The sequence below is a fragment of the Streptomyces sp. NRRL S-31 genome (assembly GCF_000718775.1).
Lineage (GTDB): Bacteria > Actinomycetota > Actinomycetes > Streptomycetales > Streptomycetaceae > Streptomyces.
The window spans coordinates 1-25,954 of the sequence record NZ_JOCB01000006.1; the positions used below are offsets into that span (position 1 = coordinate 1).

The 25,954-nt window shown below is 72.8% G+C and carries 22 protein-coding genes; 9 read left to right on the plus strand and 13 right to left on the minus strand.

The window, feature by feature from the left end; all coding sequences use genetic code 11:
• Positions 1–134: 134 nt before the first annotated feature.
• Positions 135–2,510 (minus strand): malto-oligosyltrehalose synthase, encoded by a 2,376-nt coding sequence (treY, locus tag IF37_RS0103990; RefSeq protein ID WP_173456715.1) that lies wholly within the window; start codon positions 2,508–2,510, stop codon positions 135–137.
• A gap of 930 nt (positions 2,511–3,440) precedes the next feature.
• Complete coding sequence (gene glgX, locus IF37_RS0103995) at positions 3,441–5,552, minus strand: glycogen debranching protein GlgX (RefSeq protein ID WP_030736165.1); 2,112 nt, start codon at positions 5,550–5,552, stop codon at positions 3,441–3,443.
• Positions 5,553–5,750: 198 nt separating this feature from the next.
• On the opposite strand from glgX, the gene IF37_RS0104000 reads away from it, so the two are divergent.
• The 4 genes from IF37_RS0104000 (at position 5,751) to IF37_RS0104015 (ending at position 10,194) form a co-directional block, all read left to right on the plus strand.
• A complete protein-coding gene (locus IF37_RS0104000) occupies positions 5,751–6,572 on the plus strand; it encodes a hypothetical protein (RefSeq protein ID WP_030736168.1) in 822 nt (273 codons plus the stop codon).
• A gap of 53 nt (positions 6,573–6,625) precedes the next feature.
• Positions 6,626–8,014, plus strand: coding sequence for a copper amine oxidase (locus tag IF37_RS0104005; protein WP_079165545.1), 1,389 nt, complete (start codon positions 6,626–6,628; stop codon positions 8,012–8,014).
• A gap of 115 nt (positions 8,015–8,129) precedes the next feature.
• Complete coding sequence (locus tag IF37_RS0104010; protein ID WP_030736174.1) at positions 8,130–9,368, plus strand: SAV2148 family HEPN domain-containing protein; 1,239 nt, start codon at positions 8,130–8,132, stop codon at positions 9,366–9,368.
• Between the two features lie 100 nt (positions 9,369–9,468).
• Positions 9,469–10,194 (plus strand): 3'-5' exonuclease, encoded by a 726-nt coding sequence (locus IF37_RS0104015; protein WP_030736177.1) that lies wholly within the window; start codon positions 9,469–9,471, stop codon positions 10,192–10,194.
• 103 nt (positions 10,195–10,297) lie between these two features.
• Here the strand turns inward: IF37_RS0104015 and IF37_RS0104020 are convergent, their stop codons facing one another.
• Positions 10,298–11,161: a phosphotransferase enzyme family protein gene (locus tag IF37_RS0104020; protein ID WP_030736184.1), complete on the minus strand. Its 864-nt coding sequence runs from the start codon at positions 11,159–11,161 to the stop codon at positions 10,298–10,300.
• A gap of 187 nt (positions 11,162–11,348) precedes the next feature.
• On the opposite strand from IF37_RS0104020, the gene IF37_RS0104025 reads away from it, so the two are divergent.
• From IF37_RS0104025 to IF37_RS0104045, 5 genes are all read left to right on the plus strand, one after another.
• A complete protein-coding gene (locus IF37_RS0104025; protein ID WP_030736186.1) occupies positions 11,349–12,257 on the plus strand; it encodes a carbohydrate ABC transporter permease in 909 nt (302 codons plus the stop codon).
• Positions 12,254–13,105 carry a carbohydrate ABC transporter permease gene (locus tag IF37_RS0104030; RefSeq protein WP_030736195.1) on the plus strand — a complete coding sequence of 284 codons (852 nt, stop codon included), beginning with the start codon at positions 12,254–12,256 and terminating at the stop codon, positions 13,103–13,105. Before IF37_RS0104025 ends, IF37_RS0104030 begins: the two co-directional genes overlap by 4 nt.
• Positions 13,105–14,385, plus strand: a complete 1,281-nt coding sequence (locus tag IF37_RS0104035; RefSeq protein ID WP_030736198.1) for an ABC transporter substrate-binding protein — start codon at positions 13,105–13,107, stop codon at positions 14,383–14,385. The genes IF37_RS0104030 and IF37_RS0104035 overlap by 1 nt, the downstream gene beginning before the upstream one ends.
• Positions 14,386–14,430: 45 nt before the next feature.
• The gene (gene mgt / locus IF37_RS0104040) at positions 14,431–15,672 is read left to right on the plus strand and encodes a macrolide-inactivating glycosyltransferase (protein WP_037855610.1); all 1,242 of its coding nucleotides are present in this window, start codon (positions 14,431–14,433) and stop codon (positions 15,670–15,672) included.
• Between the two features lie 576 nt (positions 15,673–16,248).
• Positions 16,249–16,572, plus strand: coding sequence for a hypothetical protein (locus IF37_RS0104045; protein WP_030736204.1), 324 nt, complete (start codon positions 16,249–16,251; stop codon positions 16,570–16,572).
• A 36-nt stretch (positions 16,573–16,608) separates the two neighbouring features.
• Here IF37_RS0104045 and IF37_RS0104050 read toward each other — a convergent pair whose 3' ends face one another.
• From IF37_RS0104050 to IF37_RS0104100, 10 genes are all read right to left on the minus strand, one after another.
• Positions 16,609–17,346, minus strand: coding sequence for a sirohydrochlorin chelatase (locus tag IF37_RS0104050; RefSeq protein WP_030736207.1), 738 nt, complete (start codon positions 17,344–17,346; stop codon positions 16,609–16,611).
• A gap of 6 nt (positions 17,347–17,352) precedes the next feature.
• The gene (locus IF37_RS0104055) at positions 17,353–18,231 is read right to left on the minus strand and encodes an ABC transporter permease (RefSeq protein WP_030736209.1); all 879 of its coding nucleotides are present in this window, start codon (positions 18,229–18,231) and stop codon (positions 17,353–17,355) included.
• Positions 18,218–19,021, minus strand: coding sequence for an ABC transporter ATP-binding protein (locus IF37_RS0104060; RefSeq protein WP_079165541.1), 804 nt, complete (start codon positions 19,019–19,021; stop codon positions 18,218–18,220). The genes IF37_RS0104055 and IF37_RS0104060 overlap by 14 nt, the downstream gene beginning before the upstream one ends.
• Before the next feature lie 12 nt (positions 19,022–19,033).
• Positions 19,034–20,143, minus strand: coding sequence for an aliphatic sulfonate ABC transporter substrate-binding protein (locus IF37_RS0104065; protein WP_030736215.1), 1,110 nt, complete (start codon positions 20,141–20,143; stop codon positions 19,034–19,036).
• Between the two features lie 273 nt (positions 20,144–20,416).
• On the minus strand, positions 20,417–21,751 hold the full coding sequence (locus tag IF37_RS0104075; protein WP_030736220.1) for a sulfate adenylyltransferase subunit 1: 1,335 nt from the start codon (positions 21,749–21,751) through the stop codon (positions 20,417–20,419).
• Between the two features lie 2 nt (positions 21,752–21,753).
• Entirely contained in the window at positions 21,754–22,689 is a 936-nt protein-coding gene (gene cysD / locus IF37_RS0104080; RefSeq protein WP_030736223.1) for a sulfate adenylyltransferase subunit CysD, read from the minus strand.
• Positions 22,686–23,222, minus strand: a complete 537-nt coding sequence (gene cysC / locus IF37_RS0104085; protein WP_030736225.1) for an adenylyl-sulfate kinase — start codon at positions 23,220–23,222, stop codon at positions 22,686–22,688. Before cysC ends, cysD begins: the two co-directional genes overlap by 4 nt.
• Positions 23,223–23,296: 74 nt before the next feature.
• Positions 23,297–24,007, minus strand: coding sequence for a phosphoadenylyl-sulfate reductase (locus IF37_RS0104090; RefSeq protein ID WP_030736227.1), 711 nt, complete (start codon positions 24,005–24,007; stop codon positions 23,297–23,299).
• Complete coding sequence (locus tag IF37_RS0104095) at positions 24,004–24,186, minus strand: hypothetical protein (RefSeq protein ID WP_030736229.1); 183 nt, start codon at positions 24,184–24,186, stop codon at positions 24,004–24,006. Before IF37_RS0104095 ends, IF37_RS0104090 begins: the two co-directional genes overlap by 4 nt.
• A complete protein-coding gene (locus tag IF37_RS0104100) occupies positions 24,183–25,880 on the minus strand; it encodes a nitrite/sulfite reductase (RefSeq protein WP_030736232.1) in 1,698 nt (565 codons plus the stop codon). The genes IF37_RS0104095 and IF37_RS0104100 overlap by 4 nt, the downstream gene beginning before the upstream one ends.
• Between the last annotated feature and the right edge of the window lie 74 nt (positions 25,881–25,954).

A 25,954-nucleotide genomic window follows, 5' to 3' on the forward strand; every position in this document is an offset into this window, starting at 1 on the left:
GGCGTGTGTGGTGGCGGAGGGCGGGCGCGGGGCCCGCACCACCCGGCGCCGGAGGCCCACGCCCGTGCGTCGCGCCCGCACTCCCCGCTCCCGGTCCAACCCCCGTCCTCGCCGTCCTCCTCACCCTCCCGTCCTCAGTCCTCCGTGACCCGCTCCAGCAAGGCCACCGGCAGGCGGTCGAAGAGTTCGCTCAGGCGTACCTCGCCGGTGAACTCCCGCTCCGGGGCGAGCGCGTCCGCCCAGCGGCCGGGTGGCAACGCCAGCGAGGTCTCGCGCCAGCCGCCCGTCTCCGCGAGCCGCAGCGACAGCCGGGTCACCGCCGTGACCACCGCACCGGAGCGCGCGAACGCCAGACAGTGCTCGGCCGCCGGGCCCCCGGCCGGCAAAGGGTCGTACGACGCGTCCGGGCCGAAGGCGTCCGGGCGCCGGGCGCGCAGCCGCAGCGCCGCCGCCGTCAGCGCCTCCTTCTCACCCGGCGCCGTCGGCGGGAACGCCACCGGACGCCGGTTGTCCGGGTCCACCAGCGCCCGGTACTCGCCCTCCGTGCCCTGGTACACGTCCGGCACCCCCGGCATCGTCAGGTGGACCAGCGCGGTGCCGAGGACATTGGCCCGGATGTGCGGCTCCAGCGCCTTGCGGAAGGCCGCCACGCGCTCGCCGGGCGGCCCGCACGGGCCCGCCGCGACGAAGGCCCCGACCGCCTCCTCGTACGGCGGCTCCCGCTCCGTCCAGCTGGTGTACATACCCGCCTCGCGGACGTGCTTCAGCAGCGCCTCGCGGACCCGCTCCTCAGCCGCCGGGCCCAGCCCGAACGCCGTCTGCCAGGCGGCCCAGGCCAGCTGTCCGTCGGGCACGCCCACGCCCTCCTCGGGCCGGTTCGCCTCGGCCAGCAGCCGCGCCCACCGGCCGGGGCACTCGGTGAGCACCGCGAGCGCCGCGCGCACGTCCGCGCTGCGCTTGGTGTCGTGCGTGGTGACGACCGTGCCGGTGAGCGGCCAGTCGCGCTGCACGCGCGCGCAGTACGCGTGGAAGTCCTCCGGGAGCACGCCCGGGTTGCCCGGGTCGCCGCCCACCTCGGCCGCCGGCAGCAGCGGCACGTAGCGGTAGAAGGCGGTGTCTTCGACGGCCTTGGCGCGCAGCGCCGACGCGGTCTGCGCGAACCGGGTGCGGAACTCCACCCGGTCGGCGTGGTCAGGCGCCGACGGGTCGACGGGCGGCTCGACCAGCAGCCGGCGCACGATGCCGACCGCCTCGGCCTCCTCCGGCACGACGAAGGCCAGCCGGGCCTCCTCGGCCGCCTCCTCGGTGATCACGGCGGAGGCGTCGCCGGACGCGTACGGCCGGTAGACCCGCAGCCGGACCAGCAGCTCCTCCACGGCCGTGCGCAGCGCCCAGGGGGCGCGGTCGCGCAGCGAGAGGTCGGGCGAGGCGGCACACAGCCGGGCGGCCACCCGGGTGAGCCGCTCCGTCTCGGTGGCCAGTTCATGCGTGAGCACCTTGTACGCGGCCCGCCGGACCGTGGCCTCCCAGTTGCCGCCCCGGTCCGTCTGCGGCGCGGCGAACGCCCGGTAGCGCCCCTGCAGTTCGTACGCCCCGGTGCGGTCCGTGAACAGGCCGTCGACGTGCCGCAGGGCGTCGTAGCCCGTGGTGCCCGCGACGGGCCAGGAGGCCGGCAGCCGTTCGCCGTCGGCGAGGATCTTCTCCACCACCGTCCAGCGTCCGCCGGTCGCCTCGTGCAGCCGCGCCAGGTAGCCGTCGGGGTCGGCGAGCCCGTCGGGGTGGTCGACCCGCAGCCCGTCGAGCACGCCCTCCCCGAGCAGCTGGAGGATCTTGGCGTGGGTGGCGTCGAACACCTCCGGGTCCTCCACCCGCAGCCCGATCAGCTCCGAGATGCTGAAGAACCGCCGGTAGTTCAGCTCGGTGCGGGCGAGCCGCCACCACACCGGGCGGTACCACTGCGCGTCCAGCAGCTCGGGCAGCGGCAGGTGCCCGGTGCCGGCCCGCAACGGGAAGACGTGGTCGTGGTAGCGCAGTACGTCGCCGTCGACCACCAGGTGTTCCAGCTCCGAGCCGACGGGGCCGCCGAGCACCGGCAGCAGCACCCGGCCGTCCTGCGCCTCCCAGTCGATGTCGAACCAGCGCCCGTACGGCGATTCCGGGCCCTCGCGCAGCACCTCCCACAGGGCGTGGTTGTGCCGGGGCGCCATCGCCATGTGGTTCGGCACGATGTCCGCCACCAGGCCGAGACCGTGCTCCCGCGCGGTGCGCGCCAGTGCCCGCAGGCCGTCCTCGCCGCCCAGCTCCGCGCGTACGCGCGCGTGGTCCACCACGTCGTAGCCGTGCGCGGAGCCCGGAACGGCCTCCAGGACCGGCGACAGATGCAGGTGCGAGACGCCGAGCGACGCCAGGTACGGCACGGCCGCTTCGGCGGCGGCGAACGGGAACGCGGGCTGGAGCTGTAGCCGGTAGGTGGCCGTGGGCACCCCCGGTCCGGGTCGCGCTGAAGTCATGGGAACCTACGTACCCCGCTCACCGTCTTTCGTGTCATCGACCGCCGCCCGGATCACGCGCGCGTGTCTGGTCCCGAGCGATTCCGGGCGATGGGGGCCCCGGGGAAGCCGGCGCGGCGCCGCACGCAGCGGTTCGCTCGGCGGCGGCCGTGCTGGTCGGCGGCGTGCCGCCGCGCTCTGCTTCGAGAGCACCCCGGACGAACTGTCGGTCGTGCCCGGTCCGGCGCTCGTCGGCCTGGCCCGCGGTGCTCGCCCATCCGGCCTACGCCACGGTCGCGGCGGCGCCGATGCCGCTCCACGGCAGCGCCCTGGCCCCCACCCGACGCCCCGCGCGCCGGCTCCCGCCCACACGGCCTTGGCCTCGGCCCTGGCCTTGGTCCTGGCCCCTGCCTCGGCCCCGGTCCCGGCCCCGGCCCCGGTCCCGGCCCTGGCCCCGGTCCCGGCTGCGGTCCCGGCCACGGCCCCGGCCTTGGCCACGGCCCGATCCCGGTCCCGGTCCCGGCTGCCGCGCCGTCCCGCGCGCGTGGGGGTGCGGTCCGTGCGCCCCGCCCCCCCGGTGCCCCGCCGCGTCCCCGCGCCGCTCGCCGCGTTCGCCCTCCAGGGGCGATGGGCGGTGCCTGCCAGGCCGGGGTCACCGCGTTGACCGTGGGGCTCGGGCGGGAGGAGCAGGAGGGGATCGTGTACGCCGCCACGGGGGTGATGAGCGCGCGACGGGGATCGCCGCCGGCGTCCTGGTCGGCGGCCAGGGCGCTGGCGGTCGCCGGCACCGGGCGCCCGGCCGAGGCGCACGGTCCCGCGGCGGCGGGCACGGCGGCCGGTCCGGACTTCGCCCTCGCCGTGACGGTACGCCCGACGACGTACGCCCCGGGCCCCCGGACCCAGTACGCGCCCCCTACGCGCGCGTGCGGCGAGACGCGGGTGCCGCCCGCCTCAGCGCGCCGGTCGCTGGAGCACCGTCAGGCTGCGGTCCGGCAGGGTGACCCGGTCGCCGGCCGCCACCTTCTCGCCCGTCCCCGGCGGCACCCCCTCCGGGCGGGCCGTGTCGACCACCACCTGCCACTGCCGGCCGTGGTCGACCGGCACCACGAAGTCCAGCGGCTCGGGCGAGGCGTTGAACATCAGCAGGAAGGAGTCGTCGCAGACGCGTTCGCCGCGCGGCCCCGGCTCGGAGATGGCGTTGCCGTTGAGGAACACCGTCAGCCCGGACACCTGCGCCGCGTTCCAGTCGTCCTGGGTCATCTCACTGCCCTCCGGGGTGAACCAGGCGATGTCGGACAGCTCGTCGTGGGTGCCCTCCACCGGACGCCCGTGGAAGAAGCGGCGCCGCCGGAGGACGGGGTGGTCGCGGCGGAGCCACACCATCGCGCGGGTGAACTCCAGCAGTTCGCTCCGTTCCTCGGGCCACCGGATCCACGACAGCTCGTTGTCCTGGCAGTAGGCGTTGTTGTTGCCGCGCTGGGTGCGGGCGAACTCGTCCCCGTGGCTGATCATCGGCACGCCCTGGGACAGCATCAGCGTGGCGATGAAGTTCCGCATCTGCCGGGCGCGCAGCCGCAGCACCTCCGGGTCCTCGGTGTCGCCCTCCGTCCCGCAGTTCCAGGACCGGTTGTGGCTCTCGCCGTCCCGGTTCTCCTCGCCGTTGGCCTCGTTGTGCTTGTCGTTGTACGCCACCAGGTCGTGCAGGGTGAAGCCGTCGTGGCAGGTGACGAAGTTGATCGAGGCCAGCGGGCGCCGGCCGTCGTCCTGGTAGAGGTCGGAGGAGCCGGTCAGCCGGGAGGCGAACTCGGCCAGCGCCCGCGGCTCGCCCCGCCACAGGTCGCGGACCGTGTCCCGGTACTTGCCGTTCCACTCGGTCCACAGCGGCGGGAAGTTCCCCACCTGGTAGCCGCCCTCGCCCACGTCCCACGGCTCGGCGATCAGCTTCACCTGGGAGACCACCGGGTCCTGCTGGACCAGGTCGAAGAACGACGACAGCCGGTCCACCTCGTGGAACTGCCGGGCCAGGGTGGCCGCCAGGTCGAAGCGGAAGCCGTCGACGTGCATCTCGGTCACCCAGTACCGCAGCGAGTCCATGATCAGCTGGAGGACGTGCGGGGACCGCATGAGCAGCGAGTTCCCGGTGCCGGTGGTGTCCATGTAGTAGCGGGGGTCGTCCGTGAGCCGGTAGTACGACGGGTTGTCGAGGCCCTTGAAGGAGAGCGTCGGTCCCAGGTGGTTGCCCTCGGCGGTGTGGTTGTAGACCACGTCCAGGATGACCTCGATCCCGGCCTCGTGCAGCGCCCGGACCGCCGACTTGAACTCCAGCACCTGCTGGCCGCGGTCGCCCCAGGAGGCGTACGCGTTGTGCGGGGCGAAGAAGCCGATGGTGTTGTAGCCCCAGTAGTTGTTCAGGCCCATGTCGACCAGCCGGTGGTCGTTGACGAACTGGTGCACGGGCATCAGCTCCAGCGCCGTCACCCCGAGCTTGGTCAGGTGGTCGATGATCGCCGGGTGGGCGAGCGCCGCGTAGGTGCCGCGCAGTTCCTCGGGGAGTCCCGGGTGACGCATGGTCAGGCCCTTGACGTGGGCCTCGTAGATCACGGTGTGGTGGTAGCCGGTGCGCGGCGGGCGGTCGTCGCCCCAGTCGAAGTACGGGTTGATCACCACCGAGGTCATGGTGTGCGGCGCCGAGTCCAGGTCGTTGCGCTCGTCGGGCGCGCCGAAGTGGTAGCCGTACACCTCCTCTCCCCAGCGGACCGACCCGCTGACCGCCTTGGCGTACGGGTCGAGCAGCAGCTTCGCCGAGTTGCAGCGCAGCCCGCGCCCGGGGTCGTACGGGCCGTGCACCCGGAACCCGTACCGCTGTCCGGGCATCACGCCCGGCACGTACGCGTGCCGGACGAACGCGTCGCTCTCGCGCAGTTCCACCGCCGTCTCCGAGCCGTCGTCGTGCAGCAGACACAGCTCTACTCGGTCCGCGGCCTCCGTGAAGACCGCGAAGTTGGTGCCGGCGCCGTCATAGGTGGCGCCGAGCGGATACGCCTCTCCAGGCCAGACCTGCATGGATACGACTCTCCCAGGTGTGTCGTCCGCCTGGGGCCGCGTCGGCCCCGCGTCTTGTCCGAAAGTGACGCAACCCGCGGTGCCTTACCCGCCTCTTCCCCACCGACCAGTGCGCACGGCGGTTCTGGTACCCGCCGAGCGCCGAAACAGCGGGGCAGACACGTACTCCCGGAGGACCAGGGGGAGCAGGGGGAAGCTGTGCGCGAGAGAGTCCACCGCCATCTGGGCAAAGTACTGACCGGTGCGGCGCTGGCGGCGGTGGGGACCGCCGTCATGGTCGCGGTCACCCTGCCGGGCACGGCGGGCGCGGACGAGACCGGCGGGACCGGCGGGACCGGCGGCGGCCCCCGGGCCGCGGGGCGGGCCGGACAGGACCCGGACGCCGCGCCGCCCGGCGTGGTGGAGCGGCCGCCCGCCGAGGGGAAGCGGGGCACCGGCCGGGACCCGCTCACCGACGACGAGATCCGGCGGGCGGAGAAGATCGCCGTGGCCGGGCGGCTGTCGGCCGCGGGCCGGAGCGCCGGCGGAGGCCGCGGACCCGAGCGGCTGAGCGTCGACCTGGCCGAGCCCGAGGCCGCCGAGGCGGACGCCCCGGACGCCCCGCGCCGGGCCGACGTGACCTTCTACGACTACGCGACCGACACCCTCGTCACCAGGACCGTCGACCTGGACGGCGGGAAGGTGGAGCACACCGGCAGCCGGCGCGGCGTCCAGCCGCCGCCGAGCCGCGCGGAGAACGCCGAGGCGGCCCGCATACTGATCGCCGCCCCGCTGGGCGCGGGTCTGAAGGCGGATTACAAGGACGCCACCGGCCGGGACCTCACCTCGCCCGGCCAGCTGGAGCTGAGCGGCGGGATCTACCAGGCCGCGCCGGGCGCCCGGTCCGCGGCGCTCGACGACTGCGGAGCGCACCGGTGCGTGCGCCTGTTCTCCAAGGTCAGGAACGGGCCGTGGATCGACACCAGGGACCTGGTGATCGACCTGAGCGCCCGCGAGGTGGCTGCCCTCGACCGCGGCTGACCGGCCGCCGCCCGCCTTCCCACCCGTACCTCCGGCAAGGGAGTCGTTCCTTCATGCCCGAAAAGCACCCCTCCGGCGGCGTTCGGACGCGAACCGTCGGCCCGTACCACTCCGGTGGCGTCCGGACGCGAACCGTCAGCCGAGCCGCCCGTGGCTGCGCGGCCGTCGCGGCCTGTCTGGCCGCGCTGGCCGCCGGCGTGACGACCGCGGCCGGTCCGGCGGCCGCCCGGCCGCGGACCGCGCCCGCCGAGGCCGCCGGTTGCGGCGCCGCCCACACCATCGAACAGAAGCTGACCACCGGCACGACCTGGCGGATGTGCTGGCGCTACGACAGCAAGGCCGGCCTCGTGCTGGAGGACGTCTCCTACCAGCCCCGGGGCGAGACCAAGCCGATCAAGGTCCTCAACAGTGCCCGGCTCGCCCAGATCCACGTGCCGTACGACGACGGCCGGCACGAGTACTACGACCTGACGGGCCAGAACTACGCCCAGGAACTGATGGAGCTGGCACCCGGCGAGTGCCCCGGCGGCACCATCAGGAGCGTCAAGGTCCCGGACGGCGACCCGAGCCACCCGAACGTCAAGGGCCTGTGCACGGCCACCCGTTCGCGTGGTCACGCCTACCGGATGCACGACCTCTTCCAGGCGGTGGAGAAGACCTACCAGCAGCAGGGCAAGGACCTGCTGGTCTACACGGTCAACCAGGTCGGCTGGTACGAGTACATCACCGAGTGGCGCTTCCAGGACGACGGCACGATCAGCATGAACGTCGGCGCGACCGGCAGCCTCTCCTTCGACGACTACAACGCCCAGGACGGACGCGGCTGGCCCATCGGCAAGGGCGCCCGGGACTACTCCACCAGCCACAGCCACAACGTCTTCTGGCGGCTCGACTTCGGCCTCGACGGGTCCTCGAAGACGAAGGTCGAGCAGTACGACTCCACCGTCAGCGCCCCCTCCGGCCGGCAGGAGGGCCCGACCGCCAGGACCACCCGCACCAGGCTCGCCAAGGAGTTCGCGGGCGACTACAAGACCTACCGCTGGTGGCGGATGGTCAGCGCGAGGGGAAGGAACAAGGACGGGCACGCCCGTTCCTACGAGCTGGTCCCCGGCCCCACCACCAAGTACCCGGGCCGCGCCTTCACCAGGCACGACCTCTACGTCACCGAGTACGACAAGTGCGAGCTGTTCGCCAGCCACAACCCGATGTGCGCCGGCGGCCACCCGGACTCCGTCGACAAGTGGACCGACGGGCAGCCCCTCACCCATCCCGTGGTCTGGGTGAACGTGGGCTTCCACCACATCGCCCGGGACGAGGACCAGCAGCCCATGCCCGTGCACTGGCAGGGCTTCGCCATCGCCCCGCGCGACGTCACGGCTATGAATCCGCTCACTCCGAAGGACCTGGCATGGCAGAACGGACACTGGGAATGGCGTAGTTGAGGGCATCGGTCGGGAAACCGACCTGTCCATCCGGCTGCACCGCCGACCGCTCGCGGAGTACCCTTCCTTGATCGTTGAGACGGGAAAGGCCCCGGGGGCGGAAGGCGGTGCACGGGTGGGCTCGGGAGGGCTGGAGCTGCCTCCTGGTGACGAGGGTCACGAGGGGAACTCCACAGACGTCCCGCCCGGCGCGGTGTCCCTGGCCCGGCCGATGGACGCGGGTTCCATCGGGCCGGAGCTGGACTGGGACGCCGACGCCTGGCGCGAGGTGCGCACCCGCGCCCAGCGGGCCGGCCGGGCCTACATCTGGCTGAACCTCGTCGAACAGCGGCTGCGCTCGGTCGTGGCGGCCGTGCTGCGCCCCGTCTACGAACCGGTGCACGGCGACGAGTGGGTGGTGGCCGCGGCCGGTCCGGCCGGACAGGAGTGGGTGCACCGCGCGGTCGCCGTGCGCGAGGTCAGCCGCCGCAAGGGCTACCTGCTCGACCCGGCCGACGACAACGTGCTCAGCTTCCTCACCCTGCCACAGCTGCGCGAGCTGGTGGTGCAGCACTGGCCGTGCTTCGAGCCGTACTTCGACGAACGCCGGGATCTCGAACTCGCCCTGGACGAGCTGGAGGTGACCCGCAACGTCGTCTCCCGCAACCGGGCGCTGTCCGAGGCGGTGCTCAGCCAGGCCGAACGGGCCTCCGCGCGGCTGCTGGAGATGCTCGGCGCGGGCGGCGACGTGCCCTCGGCGCGCCGGCTGCCCGTGGACGCGGTCGAGGACCTGGTCGGCGACCGATACGCCGACGTCGTCGCCGTCCACTCCGACCGGGTGCGGCTGCTGCGCCAGTTCCCGGCCGAGGACATCTTCGGCGGCGCCCGCCGGCTCGACGCCACCGGCATCGGACTCAACCTGCTGGTGCAGAACTTCTCCGGACGGCGCCTGGTCCGGCTCGCCGAGTCCGGCTGCCGGGTGCGGCTGCTCTTCCTCAACCCGGCCTCCAGCTCGGTCAAGCGGCGTGAGCGCGAACTGGGGATGAAACGGGGCGAACTGAGCCGCTCGGTGGAGATGAACATCCTGCACATGCGCCGTGTGCGGTCCCGGCTGCGCGACCCCGGCGCGTTCGAGATCCAGGTGTACGACGAGACGCCCCGCTTCACCGCCTACCTGGTGGACGGCGACGGCGCCGACGGCATCGCCGTGGTGCAGTCCTATCTGCGCGGGGCGCGCGGGATGGAGTCGCCGGTCCTGGTGTTGCGCAACGGCAGCAAGCTGGTCAAGTCGGACGATGTGGGTGAAGGTGGACTCTTCCCGACATACCGCGAGGAGTTCGAGCTGGCTTGGGCGGATTCACGGCCTGTGTCCTGACCGTCGGGACCGGGAACCGGAAGCCCCTCCTCGGATTGTCAGTGCCCCGTGCGATGGTGGAGGCCACTGGGGGAAAGCACCACCGAGAAGGGGGGCCGCCATGGGCTGGCACCGGGAGCTGCTGATCGGCTTCGACCTGGAGACCACCGGGACCGATCCGCGCGAGGCACGCATCGTCACGGGTGCCGTGATCGAGGTCAGGGCCGGTGAGCCCCTGGGGCGCCGGGAATGGCTGGCCGATCCGGGCGTGCCGATCCCGGCCGACGCGGTCGCGGTGCACGGCATCAGCAACGAACGCGCGGCGGCCGAGGGCCGCCCGGCCGACCAGGTCGCCGACGCCATCGCCGACGTCCTGGTGTCCTACTGGAGGACGGGCGTCCCGGTCGTGGCCTACAACGCGGCCTTCGACCTCACCCTGCTCTCCGCGGAACTGCACCGGTACGCGCTGCCGTCGCTGGCCGACCGGCTGGGCGGCACCCACCCGGCCCCGGTCATCGACCCGTACACCATCGACCGCTGGGTCGACCGCTACCGCCGCGGCAAGCGGAACCTGGAGGCGGTCTGCGCCGAGTACGGCGTCGTGCTCGACGCGGCCCACGACGCCACCGCAGACGCCCTCGCCGCGGCCCGGCTCGCCTCCGCGATAGCCGGCCGCCACCCGAAGGTCGCCGCACTGGGCGCCGCGGAGCTCCACCGACGGCAGATCGAGTGGTACGCGGCGTGGGCGGCGGACTTCCAGGCGTTCCTGCGGCGCAAGGGGGACGAGTCGGCGGTGGTGGACGGCACCTGGCCGCTGCGCGGACTGACCGAGAGTCAGCCCGCCTAGGAACCGGCCGGGAGGCCGGGCGGTCGGGCGCCGCCTCCCCTGGGACGCCGGGCCCGGAACGGTCAGCGGCGCCCCGGCCTGGGACGGTCACCGGCGCCCCGGCTCAGAACGGGTACCAGCGCACCGTCTCGTCCCCGTCCCGCAGCGACGCCACCCGGCGGCGGAACTCGGCCGACGCCTTCGGGTTGCCGGGGGCGTGCTGGGCCACCCACGCGCAGCTGGCCGTCTCGCGCGCCCCGCGCAGCACCCCGCAGCCGTCCCACTCCCGCACGTCCCAGCCGTACACCTCGGTGAAGGAGTCGTACGCCTCGGCGGGCAGCCCGTACCGGTCCCGGGAGAGCGCCATGACCACCAGATCGTGCTCGCGCAGATCCGCGGAGAAGGTCTCCAGGTCGACCAGGACCGGCCCGTCCGGCCCGATGTGCACATTGCGGGGCAGCGCGTCACCGTGGATCGGCCCCGGCGCCAGACGCGGCGTCAGCGCCGCCGCCCGCGCCGCGAAGCCGTCGCGCCGGGCCCGCAGATAGGCCGCGTCCTCCGGGTCGATCGCGTCGCCCGCGAGCCGCAGCCAGCGCTCCACACCGCCCAGCAGCTCGCGGGGCGGCAGCGCGAACGGAGGGGAGGGGAGGGCGTGCACGATGCGCAGCAGCGCGGCCAGGTCCCGCGGCTCGGCGGGCCGTACGGGTTCCGGCAGCCGGTGCCACACGGTCACCGGGTGGCCGTCGACCAGCAGCGGTTCCGGCCCGGCCGCCCGCACCGCGGGCACGCCCGCCGCGGCCAGCCAGCCGGCGACGGCCAGCTCGCGCCGGGCCCGGGGCAGCAGTTCGGCGTCCCGGCCGACCTTGACCACCAGGTCACCGGCGGTGAACACCGCGTTCTCGCCGAGGGCCAGGAGCCGCGCCCGGCCGGCCGGGCCCGGTAGCACCCCCGCCGCGGCCAGTACGTCCCGCGCGCGTGCCTCGTCCATCGTGCTGCCTCCGTGCCGTCTTCCCGTGCCGTCCGTGGGCCCACCGCGTGCGCGCGGTACGGGCCGTGCCCGGCCAGTCTCGCATTCGCGCGGACCGGCCGAGGGCCGCGGTCCCTTGACGGGCCACCGGCCCTTCACGACCATGAACACGCCAACCGGGCGGCGAGGGGGTGATTCCGTGACAGCGGTGGCCGGAGCGCGGACGCCGACGGCGGGAGGGCGGCGGATCGCCGACCACGGCACCTGGTTCCTGGTGCTGCCGGCTCTCGTCCCGATCCTCCTGCTCAGCGTCGGCCCGCTGCTCTACGGCATCCTGCTCGCCTTCACCGACGCCCAGTCCGGCCGGACGGCCGCCACCCGGTGGACCGGCGCCCTCAACTTCCGCGACCTGCTGCACGACACCCTGTTCTGGGAGTCGTTCCGGATCGGACTCGTCTGGGCGGCCGCCGTGACCGTCCCGCAGTTCCTGCTGGCGCTCGGCCTGGCCCTCCTCCTCGACCAGGACCTGCGCCTGCGCGGCCTGGCCCGGGCCCTCGCGATCGTGCCCTGGGCGATGCCCGAGGTGGTCGTCGGCGTCATGTGGCGGCTCGTCTACAACCCGGACGCGGGCGTCCTCAACGAGACCCTGCGCGACCTCGGACTGGGCGACGGCCGGGACTGGCTCGGCGGCCTGGCCACCGCCCTGCCCGCGGTGGTCGTCGTCGGCGTCTGGGCGGGTCTGCCGCAGACCACGGTCGCCCTGCTCGCCGGAGTCCAGAACGTCCCGCGCGAACTGAACGAGGCGGCGGCGGTCGACGGCGCGGGCGCCTGGCGCCGCTTTTGCACGGTGACCTGGCCGGCGCTCAGACCGGTGGCCCTCGCCGTCACCGCGCTCAACCTCATCTGGAACCTCAACTCCTTCGCCCTGGTCTATGTGCTCACCAGCGGCGGCCCCGGCGGGAAGACCCGGCTGCCGATGCTCTTCGCCTACGAGGAAGCCTTCCGCTACGGCCAGTTCGGCTACGCGGCGGCGATGGGCTGTGTGCTCGTCGCGGTGGTCTCGGTCCTGCTCGCGGTGTTCCTGGCCGGCCGGCTGCGAGGCGGTGACGAGGCATGACGGCCCCACGGCCCCGGCGCCCCCGCCGCGCCGCCCGCGCCGGCCGGTACACAGCCCTGCTCGGGTACCTGCTGTTCCTGGCCTTTCCCCTGCTCTGGCTGCTGTCCACCGCGCTGAAGTCCCCGCGCGAGCTGGCGAGCGCGCACCCCGCCTGGATCCCGCGCCACCCCACCCTGGCCAACGTCCGCCAGGCGTTCGCGGAGCAGCCCCTGGCGCACGCCGCCGCCAACTCCGCACTGGTGGCGCTCGGCACCGCCGTCGTCACCGTGCTGCTCGCCACCCCGATGGCCTACGTCATGGCCAGGCACCGCACCCTGCTGGCCCGGGCCGCCACGGGCTGGGTGGTGGTCAGTCAGGCGTTCCCCTTCGTCCTCGTGATCATCCCGCTGTTCCTGGTGCTGAAGGAGCTGCGGCTGATCGACTCCCTGACCGGGCTGGTGCTGGTGTACGTGGTGTGGTCGCTGCCGTTCGCCCTGTGGATGCTCACCGGTCACGCCCGCGCGGTCCCCGCCGAGCTGGAGGAGGCGGCGGCCGTCGACGGCGCCGGGCGGCTGAGGACACTGGTGTCGGTGACGGCACCGCTGCTCGCGCCGGGCATCGCGGCGACGGGTCTGTTCGCCTTCGTCACCGCGTGGAACGAGTTCTTCTTCGCGCTGGTCCTGCTCAAGAGCCCGGAGAGACAGACCCTCCCGGTCGTCCTCACCCACTTCATCGGCGCGGAGGGCGTGGCCGACCTCGGCCCGCTGGCCGCCGCCGCGCTCCTCTCCACCCTGCCCTCCGTGGCCGTCTTCGCGCTGGTCCAGCGGCGGATCACGGGCGGCCTGCTCGCCGGGGCGGTGAAGAGCTGATGCCGACGCGGGTCCTCGCCGCGGTGCTCGCGGCACTGCTGCTCCTCGCGGGCTGCTCCGCACCGGGGCACCGCGACGGCGGCCCGGTCGTCCTGCGCTTCCAGTCCCTCGCCTGGCAGCCGGAGTCCGTCGCCGTCACCAGGGAACTGGTGGCGGAGTGGAACGCCACCCACCCGGACGTCAAGGTCGAGTACATGCAGGGGAGTTGGGACAGCGTGCACGACCAGTTGCTCACCTCCTTCGAGGGCGGTGAGGCCCCGGACATCATCCACGACGCCTCCGACGACCTCGCCGACTTCGCCCACGGCGGCTACCTCGCCGACCTGACCGGCCTGCTGCCCGCCGGGCTCGCCTCCGGCATCCCGCGCGACACCTGGCGGACGACCACCTTCGGGCGCGGTGTCTACGGCGTGCCGTTCCTCCAGGAGCCCCGGGTGCTGATCGCGAACTCCGACCGGCTGCGCGCGGCGCACGTGCGCGTGCCGACCCCCGGGCGCCCGTGGAGCTGGCCGGAGTTCCGGGAGGTCGCCGGAAAGCTCAGTGGTCCCGGGAGGTACGGCGTGGCCTGGCCGCTGAAGGAGCCCGTGTCCGCCACGCTCAACCTGTCCCTGTCCGCCGGCGGGCGGCTCTTCCACCCGGACCCGGACGGCAAGGTCGCCGTGCGCTTCACCGAGGCCGACGCGGTGGTGCCCCGTACGGTCCACGACCAGGTCGCCGTCGACCACAGCGCCCCCGCCTCGACGCTCGGCAGCGGCGGTGCGGACACCCTGCCCGGCTTCTTCGACGGCCGGTACGCGATGGTCCCGCTGGGTTTCTCCTACCGTCAGCAGATCGTGCGGCAGGCCCCCGAGGGCTTCCGCTGGCAGGTGCTGCCGGCCCCGGCGGGCGCCGACGGGCTCACCCAGGGCGTCAGCCCGCAGACGCTGTCCGTCTCCGCGGACTGCCCGCACAAGAAGGAGGCCGTCGCCTTCCTCGCTCACCTGCTGCGGCCGGGGAACATGGTCCGGCTCGCCCTCGGCGACTGGATGCTGCCCACCGCCACCCGGGCCCTCGCGGACCCGGCCCTGCACACGGCGGAGAACGGCTGGGCCATCGGCACCGCCCTCGCGTCCCGGCTCCGCCCGGCACCCGCGCAGTCGGTGCGCGGCTACCCGGAGTGGAAGGACAAGGTGGCCACCCCCGCCTACCAGGAGTACTACAGCGGCGCGATCGGCCTCGACGAACTGCGCGACCGGCTGGAGCGGGACGGGAACCTGGTGCTGGCCCGGTACCAGCGCTGAGAAAAGCGTTAGACGATACGTATCGTCTCGCCTAGTCTCCGGGACATGACCCCGAAGACCGCACCCGCCCACATCGCCATGTTCTCCATCGCCGCGCACGGCCATGTGAACCCCGGCCTGGAGGTGATCCGTGAACTGGTCGCCCGGGGCCATCGGGTCACGTACGCCATTCCGCCGGCCTTCGCCGACAAGGTGGCCGCCACCGGCGCCCGGCCCGTGCCCTACACCTCCATCCTGCCCGGCCCCGACGCGGACCCCGACGCATGGGGGACCACCCTGCTCGACAACGTGGAGCCGTTCCTGGACGACGCGATCCAGGCCCTCCCGCAGCTCGCCGCGGCCTACGCCGACGACACGCCCGACCTCGTCCTGCACGACATCGCCTCGTACCCGGCCCGGGTCCTCGCCCACCGCTGGGGCGTGCCGGTGATCTCCCTCTCCCCGAACCTGGTCGCCTGGGACGGGTACGAGGAGGAGGTCGCCGAGCCGATGTGGCGCGAGCCCCGGCAGACCGAGCGCGGCCGGGCGTACTACGCCAAGTTCGAGGCGTGGCTGGCGGAGAACGGCGTCACCCTGCACCCGGACGCCTTCGCCGGCCGCCCGGAGCGCTCCCTGGTGCTCATCCCGAAGGTGCTCCAGCCGCACGCCGACCGGGTGGACGAACGCGTTCACACCTTCGTCGGCGCCTGCCAGGGCGACCGCCGCGAGCAGGGCGACTGGCAGCGGCCCGACGGGGCGCGGAAGGTCGTGCTGGTGTCGCTCGGCTCGGCCTTCACCAAGCAGCCCGCCTTCTACCGGGAGTGCGTGCGCGCCTTCGGGGACCTGCCCGGCTGGCACGTCGTCCTCCAGGTCGGCCGGCATGTCACCCGTGCCGACCTGGGCGAGGTGCCGGACACCGTGGAGGTGCGCGACTGGGTGCCGCAGCTCGCGATCCTGCGGCAGGCCGACCTGTTCGTCACCCACGCGGGCGCCGGCGGCAGCCAGGAGGGGCTGGCCACCGCGACACCGATGATCGCCGTACCGCAGGCCGTCGACCAGTTCGGCAACGCCGACCTGCTCCAGGGGCTCGGTGTGGCCCGGCAACTGTCCACCGAGGAGGCCACCGCCGACCGGCTCCGCGCCACCGCCCTCGCCCTGGTCGACGACCCGGAGGTCGCGCGCCGGCTCCGGGAGATCCAGGCCGGCATGGCCCGGGAGGGCGGCACCCGGCGGGCGGCCGATCTCATCGAGGCCGAACTGGCGGGCCATCGGGCCGGTGCCGACGCAGAGGGCTCCACCGCGCGCTGACCGGGCAACGGCCTTGCTTCGCCCGGCAGTTGGCTGATAATCACCCTTCGGTGCGCGGTCGGCTCGCTCACCTGTGACATCGACGCCACGGCAGACGCAGAACCAGACGCCGCTGCGGTCCGACGTCACAGGGGAACGCCGGACCGCGGCCGCCGATACCACACATCCGCCCTTTGGTGGCCCGGCTCGCCGAAGCCCGCGACAACTCCGTCACGCCGTCCCTAGCGTGGAGCGCGCGGAAGGACCGGAGGGGACGGGGGACGGATGAGAGCGACGGGCAGGCCGGTACGGCCGTTGCCGCGGTACCGCCAGGCCGGGGCGACCCGGCGTCCGAGCGCTTCGGCGGGCCCCGGCCGCCGGGGCCCGCGCGCCCGCCCTGCCGGGCTCCCGGCGCTCACCACCGGGCCCGGGCCCGGGTCAACGGACACCGATCACCCGGACGGGTGGCTGTTTTCGGCCCCCTCGGCCCACTCGTCGCTCCCTCCGCTCCCTCCGCTTCCCGCACGGGCGACCGTCCTCCCCGCGCCGGACACCCCGGACACCCGCGGCTCCTCCCGCCCCCGAACGAGGACAGACATGAGCACCTACAGCTTCGGAAACGTCAACGACCCCGCCGGCCACGGCGACCCGGGCCGGACCCGGAACCCCTACGCCACCCCGGACCTCGAGCCCCTGATGGAGGCCGCCGCGCGACTCACGGAGGCACTGCACGCCGAGTACCCCGGACTCGTGCGCAACGGCGAGGTCATCCAGGGCGAGCTGGCCCAGTCCGCGGAGGACGGCCTGCCGCCCAACCGGGGCCGGATCCGCTCCGCGCTGGAGAACGTCGCCATCGGCGCGTCGGCCGGCACCGCCAGCCTGGACTACACCCGGCTTCTCCTGCACGCCCTCGACCTGTGACCGCCCTCGAGCTGTGACCGCCGCCGACCGGTGCCGTCACGCGCCGAGCGCCGCCAGCGCCGGTCGCCGGGCCCGGTCGTACCGCTCCAGCAGGACCCGCGCCACCTCCGGGGCCGCGCCCAGCACCTCGGCCAGTACGTCCGCCCCGGCCGCGCCGCGCGCGATGCGGTCCGGCAGGAAGCCGGGGGCCAGGACGTACGGCGCGACGGCGACCCGCTCGCAGCCGAGCCGCCGCAGTTCGCGCACCGCGTCCTCGGTGCGCGGAAGGGACGCGGAGGCGAACGCGGGCCGCACGGCGCACCAACCGGTGTGCCACCACTCCCGCGCGATGTCGGCGATCACCGCGATCGCCTCCGGGTCGGAGGACCCCGCCGAGGCCAGTACCACCCCGGTCGAGGACTTGTCGGCGGGCCTCAGCCCCGCCTCGTACAGGCGGCGTTCCAGCGCGGACAGCAGCAGCGGGGAGGGGCCGAGCACCTCCGTCTGCCGGATCCGCAGCCGCGCCGGGGCGTCCCGCAGCACGGCCGGGATGTCTGCCTTGGCGTGGAACGCGCGGGTCAGCAGCAGGGGCAGCGCGACGACGTCCCGGACCCCCTCCGCCGCCAGCGACTCCAGCACGCCCGGCACGGCGGGCACGTTGAAGTCCAGGAAGCCGGTCTCCACGCGCAGGCCGGGCCGCAGCGACCGCACCCGCTCCACGAGGGCGTGCACGGTCGTGGCGTGCCGCGGGTCACGGCTGCCGTGGGCGATGACGAGGAGCACCGGATCACGCATGCCGGATCAGCTCTTCACCAGCAGGCCGCGGCTGCGCAGCACCCACCGCTCCAGCGGACTGAAGATCAGCAGGTCGATGGCGATGCCGACGAACAGGATGAGCAGGATCGCCTCGAACACCATCGCCATGTCGCTGGCGGTACGGCCGTTCTCCAGCAACTGGCCGAGGCCCACGCCGAGGTCGGGGAACTGGGCGATGATCTCCGCGGCCATCAGCGAACGCCAGGAGAAGGCCCAGCCCTGCTTCAGACCGGCCACGTACCCGGGCAGCGCGGCCGGCAGGGTGATGTGCCACACGCCCTTCGCGCCCGTCGCGCCCAGCGTGCGGCCGGCCCGCAGGAACAGCGGCGGCACCTGGTCCACGCCGGACACCAGGCCGTTGGCGATGGAGGGGACGGCGCCGAGCAGGATCACCGCGTACATCATGGAGTTGTCCAGGCCGAGCCAGATCACGGCCGGCGGCACCCACGCCACCGACGGCAGCGACTGGAGGCCGGACAGGATCGGCCCGATGGCCGCGCGCACGAACTTCACCCGGGCCACCAGCAGACCCAGCGGGGTGCCGATGAGCAGCGCGAAACCGAAGCCCAGCAGACCGCGCGAGACGCTGGTCCAGATGTAACCGATCAGGTCACCCTTGAGCCAGGCGTCCTGGAACGCGCTGCCCACGGCGCCCGGCGAGGGCAGTTTCGTCGGGTCGTCGACGACCGGGTACAGGATGTACCAGACCACGAGGACGACCGCTATCGCGATGACCGGCGGCAGGATCTTGTTGACGAGGGTCTGCCGCAGGGTCGGGCGGCCGGTGGCCGTGGTCTCCAGCGCGTCCAGGCCCGCCTCGACGCTCCCGGCGTCCTGGACCGGTGTCGTCTCAGTGCTGGCCATGGCGGCGGATCTCCCCACGCAGTACATCGGTGATCTGGACGGACAGCTCGGCCACGGGCGCGTCCTCGATGCGGCGCGGCTGCGGGATCTCCACCCGCCACTCGCGCGCGATCCGGCCCGGACGGGAGGACAGCAGGATCACCCGCTGGGCGAGCCGTACCGCCTCGCGCACGTTGTGCGTCACGAACAGCACGGACAGGCCGGTCTCCGCCCAGATCCGCGTCAGCTCGTCGTGCAGCACATCGCGGGTGATGGCGTCGAGCGCCGCGAACGGCTCGTCCATCAGCAGCAGGTTGCTCTCCTGCGCCAGTGCCCGGGCCATCGCCACCCGCTGGCGCATACCGCCGGACAGCTCGTGGACACGCTTGCCGTACGCGCCCTTCAGCCGGACCAGTTCGAGCAGTTCCTCGGTCTTCCCGCGCCGCTCGGGCTTGGGAACCCCCCGCAGTCTCAGGGCGAGTTCGATGTTCTTGCCGGCGGTCAGCCACGGGAACAGGGCGTGCTCCTGGAACATCAGGGCCGGCCGGCCGCCCGTGGTGATGGCGCCGGCGGTCGGCCGGTCCAGGCCGGCCACCAGGTTCAGCAGCGTGGACTTGCCGCAGCCCGAGGCCCCCAGGAGGGTGACGAACTCGCCCGGTGCGACATCGATGCTGATGTCGTCCAGGACGAGCTGCTGCCCACCGGGTGTCGCGAAGGACTTCGAGACGTGCTCAAGGCGTGCCGCGTACTCGACGGTCTCGTCGGCCTTGGCGAGGGTCGTGGCCATGGTCGTCACCTCCTGGGGACTCATCGGGGACCGGCGTCAGCTGGTGCCGAGACCGGCGGCGTCGACCGTGGGCCGGCCCTCGGCCTTGAGGACCTTGTTGAGGATCGTCAGGTCGTAGATCCCCTTCAGGTTCGGCTTCTCCAGCAGGCCGGCCTTGACCGCGTGCTCCGCCTCGGTGCCGAGGGTGGCGGCCAGCGGGTCGTCGGTGAACTGGATGGACTTCCACGCCGGGTCCAGCACCGGTGCCGGCAGCGCCTTGCCGGAGTCCGCCGCCAACTGCTTGTTCGCGGCGGCCTTCGCCTCGTCCGGGTTGGCGTTGATCCACTTGTTGGTGTCGACCGCCGCCTTCAGCACGGCCTCGACCGCCTTCGGGTGCTCCTTGAGGAACGCCTGCCGCACGATGATGTTCGTGATCACGAACTTCTTCTCCGGCCAGAGCGTCGACTCGTCCAGCAGCACCTTGGCGCCCTCGGCGACCAGCTTCGACGCGGTCGGCTCCGGCACCCAGGCGCCGTCGACGGAACCGGACTTGTAGGCGTCCGGCGTGATCTTGTTGTCGGTGCGGACGACCGTGACGTCACCCTTGCCGCTCTGCGCGTCCACCTTCCAGCCCTGGTCGGCGGCCCAGTTGAGGAACGCGACGTCCTGCGTGTTGCCCAGCTGGGGCGTGGCTATCCTCTTGCCCTCGACGTCCTTCAGGGACTTGATCTTCTTCGGGTTGACGACCAGCTTCACCCCACCGGAGGCCGAACCACCGATGATCTTCAGGCTCTTGCCGTTCGACTTGGTGTAGCCGTTGATGGAGGGCGACGGGCCGATCCAGCCGATGTCGATGGAGCCGGAGTTGAGGGCCTCGATCTCGGACGGGCCGGCGTTGAAGATGGCGGGCTTGACCGCGGTGGCGCCCAGCTCCTTCTGGAAGAAGCCCTTCTGCACCCCGACCAGCGCGGTGGCGTGGGTCAGGTTGCCGAAATAGCCGATCTTGACGGAGTCGAGTCCGTCGGTCTTCTTCGCCCCGGCGGCCACCTTGGCGGTGCCGTCGTCCTTGGCCTCGGACCCGTAGCCGCAGGCGGCCAGCGTGAGCAGGGGGAGAGCGGCGATCGCGGCGGCGGTGCGGCGCGGGAACATCGAGCGGTTGGCAGGCACGGGAGGGGTTCCTCTCGTTGGCCCGGCGGTCACGGTCTCTCAGGTCGTGGCCGGGAGTTCGGCAGAAGGTCTTCGTCGCATCCGGGGTGCGGGTCCCCCCGCCTGCGAGCGAAGTCGAGCATGTGGGGGAGGGTGGGGGGAGAGGGCGCGCGAGCGGTGCGCGTACGTCAGCGCACACATCGCGCCACCCCGCCCTGCCCGCTGCCGAGGGCGCCGCTGCCGACGCGGCCGCCCTCCTTCGCGAACGTCGAGTAGACGTCGGTCGTCCTCATGTCAGAAGTCCCAGCCGTCGCCGTCGGTCTCGTCCTTGACCGGCTCCGGGGAGGCGAACGACTCGCCGACCATGCCCGCGGTGAGCGTGGTGCCGTCGTTCGGATCGATCAGGATGAAGGAGCCCGTGCGGCGCGAGTCCGCGTAGGAGTCGACCGGCAGCGGCTCGGCGGTACGGATCTTCACCCGGCCGATGTCGTTGGCGGCGAGCTGCCCCGGGTGCGGGTGCAGGGACAGGTCGTCGAGCGTCAGCCGGGACGGGATGTCCTTCACGATCGCCTTGACCGTGCGGGTGCCGTGCTTGAGCAGCACCCGGTGCCCGACGGTGAGCGGGGCGTCGGCGACGTGGCAGACGGTCGCCTCCACGTCCTGCGTGGTGGCCGGAGCGTCCTTCGTCGGCACGATCAGGTCGCCGCGCGAGACGTCGATGTCGTCCTCCAGCAGGACCGTCACCGACTGCGTCGTCCAGGCGACGCCGACCGGCTCGCCGAGCAGGTCGATGCCGGAGATCCGCGAGGTCCGCCCGGACGGCAGCACCGTGACCGCCTCGCCGACCCGGAAGGTGCCGGCCGCGATCTGGCCCGCGTAGCCCCGGTAGTCGGGGTGCTCGGCGGTCTGCGGCCGGATCACGTACTGCACGGGCAGTCGCGCGTGGCAGTGCGCCAGGTCGTGGCTGACCGGTACGGTCTCCAGGTGCTCCAGCACGGTGGGACCGCCGTACCAGTCCATGTTCGCCGACGGCTCCACCACGTTGTCGCCGGCCAGCGCCGAGATCGGGATCGCGGTCACCTCGGGGACGCCCAGCTCGGTCGCGTACGCCGTGAACTCCTCGGCGATCGCCGCGAACGACCGCTCCGCGTAGTCGACCAGGTCCATCTTGTTCACGGCCAGCACGACGTGCGGGACGCGCAGCAGCGCGGCGATGGCCGCGTGCCGGCGGGTCTGCTCGACCACGCCGTTGCGGGCGTCGACCAGGATCACCGTCAGCTCGGCGGTGGAGGCGCCGGTGACCATGTTCCGGGTGTACTGCACATGGCCGGGGGTGTCGGCGAGGATGAAGCGGCGCCGCGGGGTCGCGAAGTAGCGGTAGGCGACGTCGATGGTGATGCCCTGCTCCCGCTCGGCGCGCAGGCCGTCGGTGAGCAGCGCGAGGTCCGGGCCCTCCTGGCCGCGGTTCGCGGAGGCCCGCTCCACGGCCTCCAGCTGGTCGGTGAGGACCGACTTGGAGTCGTGCAGCAGCCGCCCGACGAGCGTGGACTTGCCGTCGTCCACGGAACCGGCGGTGGCGAACCGCAGCAGGGTGGTGGCCGAGAGTGCCTCGGTCGTGCTGGTGCTCATGCCTAGAAGTACCCCTCGCGCTTGCGGTCTTCCATCGCGGCCTCGGACATCTTGTCGTCGGCGCGGGTCGCGCCCCGCTCGGTCAGCCGGGACGCGGCGATCTCGGCGATGACCTTCTCGATCGTGTCGGCGTCGGAGTCGACGGCTCCGGTGCAGGACATGTCGCCGACGGTGCGGTAGCGCACCCGCCGCCGTTCGACGGTCTCGCCGTCCTTCGCGCCGCCCCACTCGCCGCCGGTCAGCCACATCCCGCCGCGCCGGAACACCTCGCGCTCGTGCGCGTAGTAGATCTCCGGCAGCTCGATCCCCTCGCGGGCGATGTACTGCCAGACGTCCAGCTCGGTCCAGTTGGACAGCGGGAAGACACGGACGTGCTCGCCGGGGGCGTGCCGGCCGTTGTACAGGTTCCACAGCTCGGGGCGCTGGCGGCGCGGGTCCCACTGGGAGAACTCGTCCCGCAGGGAGAACACGCGCTCCTTGGCCCGCGCCTTCTCCTCGTCCCGGCGTCCGCCGCCGAAGACGGCGTCGAACCGCTCGCTCTGGATCTTCTCCGTCAGCGGGAGCGTCTGGAGCGGATTGCGGGTGCCGTCGGGACGCTCCTTGAGCACACCGCGGTCGATGTAGTCCTGGACGGAGGCCACATGGAGGCGCAGCCCATGTGCGGTCACCACACGGTCCCGGTACTCCAGCACCTCGGGGAAGTTGTGTCCGGTGTCCACATGCAGCAGGGAGAAGGGGATCGCCGCCGGGGCGAACGCCTTCAGCGCCAGGTGCAGCATGACGATGGAGTCCTTGCCCCCGGAGAAAAGGATCACCGGGTTCTCGAACTCGCCCGCCACCTCGCGGAAGATGTGCACCGCCTCGGACTCCAGGGCGTCCAGGTGCGACAGCGCGTACGGGCTCTCGGTGCCGTCCTCGACCTTGGCGACCGTGGTCATGCCAGTCCCCTCTCGCTCAGCAGCGCGTACACCGACGCCGCGGACTCCTGGACCGTCTGGTGCTGCGACTCGATCCGCAGATCGGGCGCCTCCGGCTCCTCGTACGGGTCGTCGACCCCGGTGAGCCCGGTCAGCTCGCCCGCGGCCTGCTTGGCGTACAGCCCCTTCACATCACGCACGCTGCACACGTCGACCGGGGTCGCCACATGGATCTCCAGGTACGGCGTCCCGTTCTCCCCGTGCCGGCCGCGCACCGCCGCCCGGCTGTCCGCGTACGGCGCGATCACCGGCACCAGCGCCTTGACGCCGTTGCGGGCCAGCAGCTCGGCGACGAAGCCGATGCGCTGCACGTTGGTGTGCCGGTCCGCCCGGGAGAAGCCGAGCCCCGCCGAGATGAACTCACGGATCTCGTCGCCGTCGAGCACCTCGACCCGGTGGCCCTCGGCCCGTAGCCGGCCGGCCAGTTCGTGGGCGATGGTGGTCTTGCCGGCGCTCGGCAGACCCGTGAGCCAGACGGTGGCTCCGGTGGTCACGTGGTTCTCCTGTGTCGCGGTGGTCGTGTCCGTGAGGGCGGTGACAAGGGCGGCCCCGGACGCCGTGCGCGCCGTCATCCGTGCAGCCCGCACTCGGTCTTGGCGCGGCCCGCCCAGCGCCCGGCCCGCGCGTCCTCGCCCTGGAGGACCCTGCGGGTGCAGGGGGCGCAGCCGACGGAGGCGTAGCCGTCCATCAGCAACGGGTTGGTCAGGACGCCGTGTTCGGCGACGTAGGCGTCCACGTCGTCCTGGGTCCAGCGGGCTATCGGCGAGACCTTGACCTTCCGCCGCTTCTCGTCCCAGCCGACGACCGGGGTGTTCGCCCGGGTCGGGGACTCGTCGCGGCGCAGACCCGTCGCCCACGCCTGGTAGTTCTCCAGGCCCGCTTCCAGCGGCCGTACCTTGCGCAGCTCGCAGCACAGGTCGGGGTCGCGGTCGTGCAGCCTCGGGCCGTACTCCGCGTCCTGCTCGGCCACCGTCTGCCGGGGCGTGAGGGTGATGACGTTGACGTCCATCACGGCCTCGACCGCGTCCCGGGTGCCGATGGTCTCCGGGAAGTGGTAGCCGGTGTCCAGGAAGACCACGTCCACGCCCTTCCGCACGCGCGAGGCGAGATGGGCGACCACGGCGTCCTCCATGGAGGAGGTGACGCAGAACCCGCTGCCGAAGGTGTCCACCGCCCACCGGAGGATCTCCGGCGCGGAGGCGTCCTCCAGCTCGCGGCCCGCCCGCTCGGCGAGCGCCTTCAGCTCCTCGGTCGTACGGCCTTCCCGAGCCGTCGTCATATCCGGTCGTCCCCTCCGTTGTCGGCTCGCCTCAGCCCCCGGGCCAGCAGCCCGAGGAACTTCAGCTGGAATGCGCGGTTGCAGGCCCCGCACTCCCAGGCGCCGTGGCCCTGCTCGCCCGGACGCAGGTCCTCGTCACCGCAGTAGGGGCAGTGGAACGGTGCGGCCCGCTCGCTCACGACAGCGCCTCCTCGGAAGCCCGCGCGGCCCAGGCGGCGAACCGCTCGCCGTCGGTGCGCTCCGCCTGGAACCGCTTCAGCACCCGCTCGATGTAGTCGGGCAGTTCGTCCGAGGTGACCTTCAGGCCGCGGACCTTGCGGCCGAAGCCCGGCTCCAGGCCGAGCGCGCCGCCGAGGTGCACCTGGTAGCCCTCGACCTGCTCGCCCCGGTCGTCGAGGACCAGCTGGCCCTTGAGACCGATGTCCGCCACCTGGATACGGGCGCAGGCGTTCGGGCAGCCGTTGAGGTTGATGGTGAGCGGCTCGTCGAAGTCCGGCAGCCGGCGCTCCAGTTCGTCGATCAGCTGGGAGCCGCGCTGCTTGGTCTCCACGATGGCGAGCTTGCAGAACTCGATGCCGGTGCAGGCCATGGTGCCGCGCCGGAAGGAGGACGGCCGCGCGGTGAGGTCCAGCGCCTCCAGGCCCTCCACCAGCGAGTCGACCTTGTCCTGCGGGACGTCGAGGACGATCATCTTCTGCTCGACCGTGGTGCGCACCCGGCCCGAGCCGTGCGCCTCGGCGAGGTCGGCGACCTTGGTGAGGGTGGCGCCGTCGATCCGGCCGACGCGCGGCGCGAAACCGACGTAGAACCTGCCGTCCTTCTGCCGGTGCACACCGATGTGGTCGCGCCAGCGCGCCACCGGCTGCTCGGGGGCGGGCCCGTCGACCAGCGGGCGCCCCAGGTATTCCTCCTCAAGGACCCGGCGGAACTTCTCCGCGCCCCAGTCGGCGACGAGGAACTTCAGCCGGGCGCGGTTGCGCAGCCGGCGGTAGCCGTAGTCACGGAAGATCGACAGGACGCCCTCGTAGACGTCCGGGACCTCGTCGATCGGCACCCAGGCGCCGAGCCGCACGCCCAGCTTCGGGTTGGTGGACAGCCCGCCGCCGACCCAGACGTCGAAGCCCGGACCGTGCTCGGGGTGCCGTACGCCGACGAACGCCACGTCGTTGATCTCGTGCACGACGTCCAGCAGCGGTGAGCCCGAGATGGCCGTCTTGAACTTCCGCGGCAGGTTCGAGTACGCCTTGTTGTTCAGGACGCGGCGCTTCATCTCCTCCAGCGCCGGCGTGGCGTCGATGATCTCGTCCTCGGCGATGCCCGCCACCGGGGAGCCGATCATCACGCGCGGGGTGTCACCGCACGCGGTGACCGTGGACAGGCCCACGCCCTCCAGCCGTTCCCAGATCGCGGGCACGTCCTCGATCCGGATCCAGTGGTACTGGACGTTCTGCCGGTCGGTGACGTCCGCGGTGCCGCGCGCGTACTCCTGCGAGATCTCGCCGATCACCCGCAGCTGGCGCGTGGTGAGCGCGCCGCCGTCGATGCGCACGCGCAGCATGAAGTACTCGTCGTCCAGCTCCTCCGGCTCCAGGATCGCGGTCTTGCCGCCGTCGATCCCGGGCTTGCGCTGGGTGTACAGCCCCCACCAGCGCATCCGGCCGCGCAGGTCGTTCGGATCGATCGAGTCGAAGCCGCGCTTGGAGTAGATCGTCTCAATGCGTGTCCGCACATTGAGACCGTCATCGTCCTTCTTGAACTGCTCGTTGCCGTTGAGGGGCGTGAAGTGGCCCACGGCCCACTGGCCCTCGCCACGATGACGGCTCACCTTGCGGCGGGGCGCTGAGGCAGCGGGGTTCTGTGGGCTGGCGGCCATGGTTCTACGTCCTTCGGGACCGGTGGGAACAGGTCTGACCTGCACGGATGCGCGCACGCGGGCAGGCGTGCGCA

Bases quoted from the DNA above. Each gene is read 5' to 3' on its own strand.
- mgt (WP_037855610.1), top strand. From the start codon at position 14,431: ATGACCCCGAAGACCGCACCCGCCCACATCGCCATGTTCTCCATCGCC.
- IF37_RS0104050 (WP_030736207.1), bottom strand. From the start codon at position 17,346: ATGCGTGATCCGGTGCTCCTCGTCATCGCCCACGGCAGCCGTGACCCG.
- IF37_RS0104045 (WP_030736204.1), top strand. From the start codon at position 16,249: ATGAGCACCTACAGCTTCGGAAACGTCAACGACCCCGCCGGCCACGGC.
- cysD (WP_030736223.1), bottom strand. From the start codon at position 22,689: ATGACCACGGTCGCCAAGGTCGAGGACGGCACCGAGAGCCCGTACGCG.
- treY (WP_173456715.1), bottom strand. From the start codon at position 2,510: ATGACTTCAGCGCGACCCGGACCGGGGGTGCCCACGGCCACCTACCGG.
- glgX (WP_030736165.1), bottom strand. From the start codon at position 5,552: ATGCAGGTCTGGCCTGGAGAGGCGTATCCGCTCGGCGCCACCTATGAC.
- IF37_RS0104035 (WP_030736198.1), top strand. From the start codon at position 13,105: ATGCCGACGCGGGTCCTCGCCGCGGTGCTCGCGGCACTGCTGCTCCTC.
- IF37_RS0104030 (WP_030736195.1), top strand. From the start codon at position 12,254: ATGACGGCCCCACGGCCCCGGCGCCCCCGCCGCGCCGCCCGCGCCGGC.
- IF37_RS0104015 (WP_030736177.1), top strand. From the start codon at position 9,469: ATGGGCTGGCACCGGGAGCTGCTGATCGGCTTCGACCTGGAGACCACC.
- IF37_RS0104020 (WP_030736184.1), bottom strand. From the start codon at position 11,161: ATGGACGAGGCACGCGCGCGGGACGTACTGGCCGCGGCGGGGGTGCTA.
- IF37_RS0104060 (WP_079165541.1), bottom strand. From the start codon at position 19,021: ATGAGTCCCCAGGAGGTGACGACCATGGCCACGACCCTCGCCAAGGCC.
- IF37_RS0104005 (WP_079165545.1), top strand. From the start codon at position 6,626: ATGCCCGAAAAGCACCCCTCCGGCGGCGTTCGGACGCGAACCGTCGGC.
- IF37_RS0104055 (WP_030736209.1), bottom strand. From the start codon at position 18,231: ATGGCCAGCACTGAGACGACACCGGTCCAGGACGCCGGGAGCGTCGAG.
- IF37_RS0104075 (WP_030736220.1), bottom strand. From the start codon at position 21,751: ATGAGCACCAGCACGACCGAGGCACTCTCGGCCACCACCCTGCTGCGG.
- IF37_RS0104090 (WP_030736227.1), bottom strand. From the start codon at position 24,007: ATGACGACGGCTCGGGAAGGCCGTACGACCGAGGAGCTGAAGGCGCTC.
- IF37_RS0104100 (WP_030736232.1), bottom strand. From the start codon at position 25,880: ATGGCCGCCAGCCCACAGAACCCCGCTGCCTCAGCGCCCCGCCGCAAG.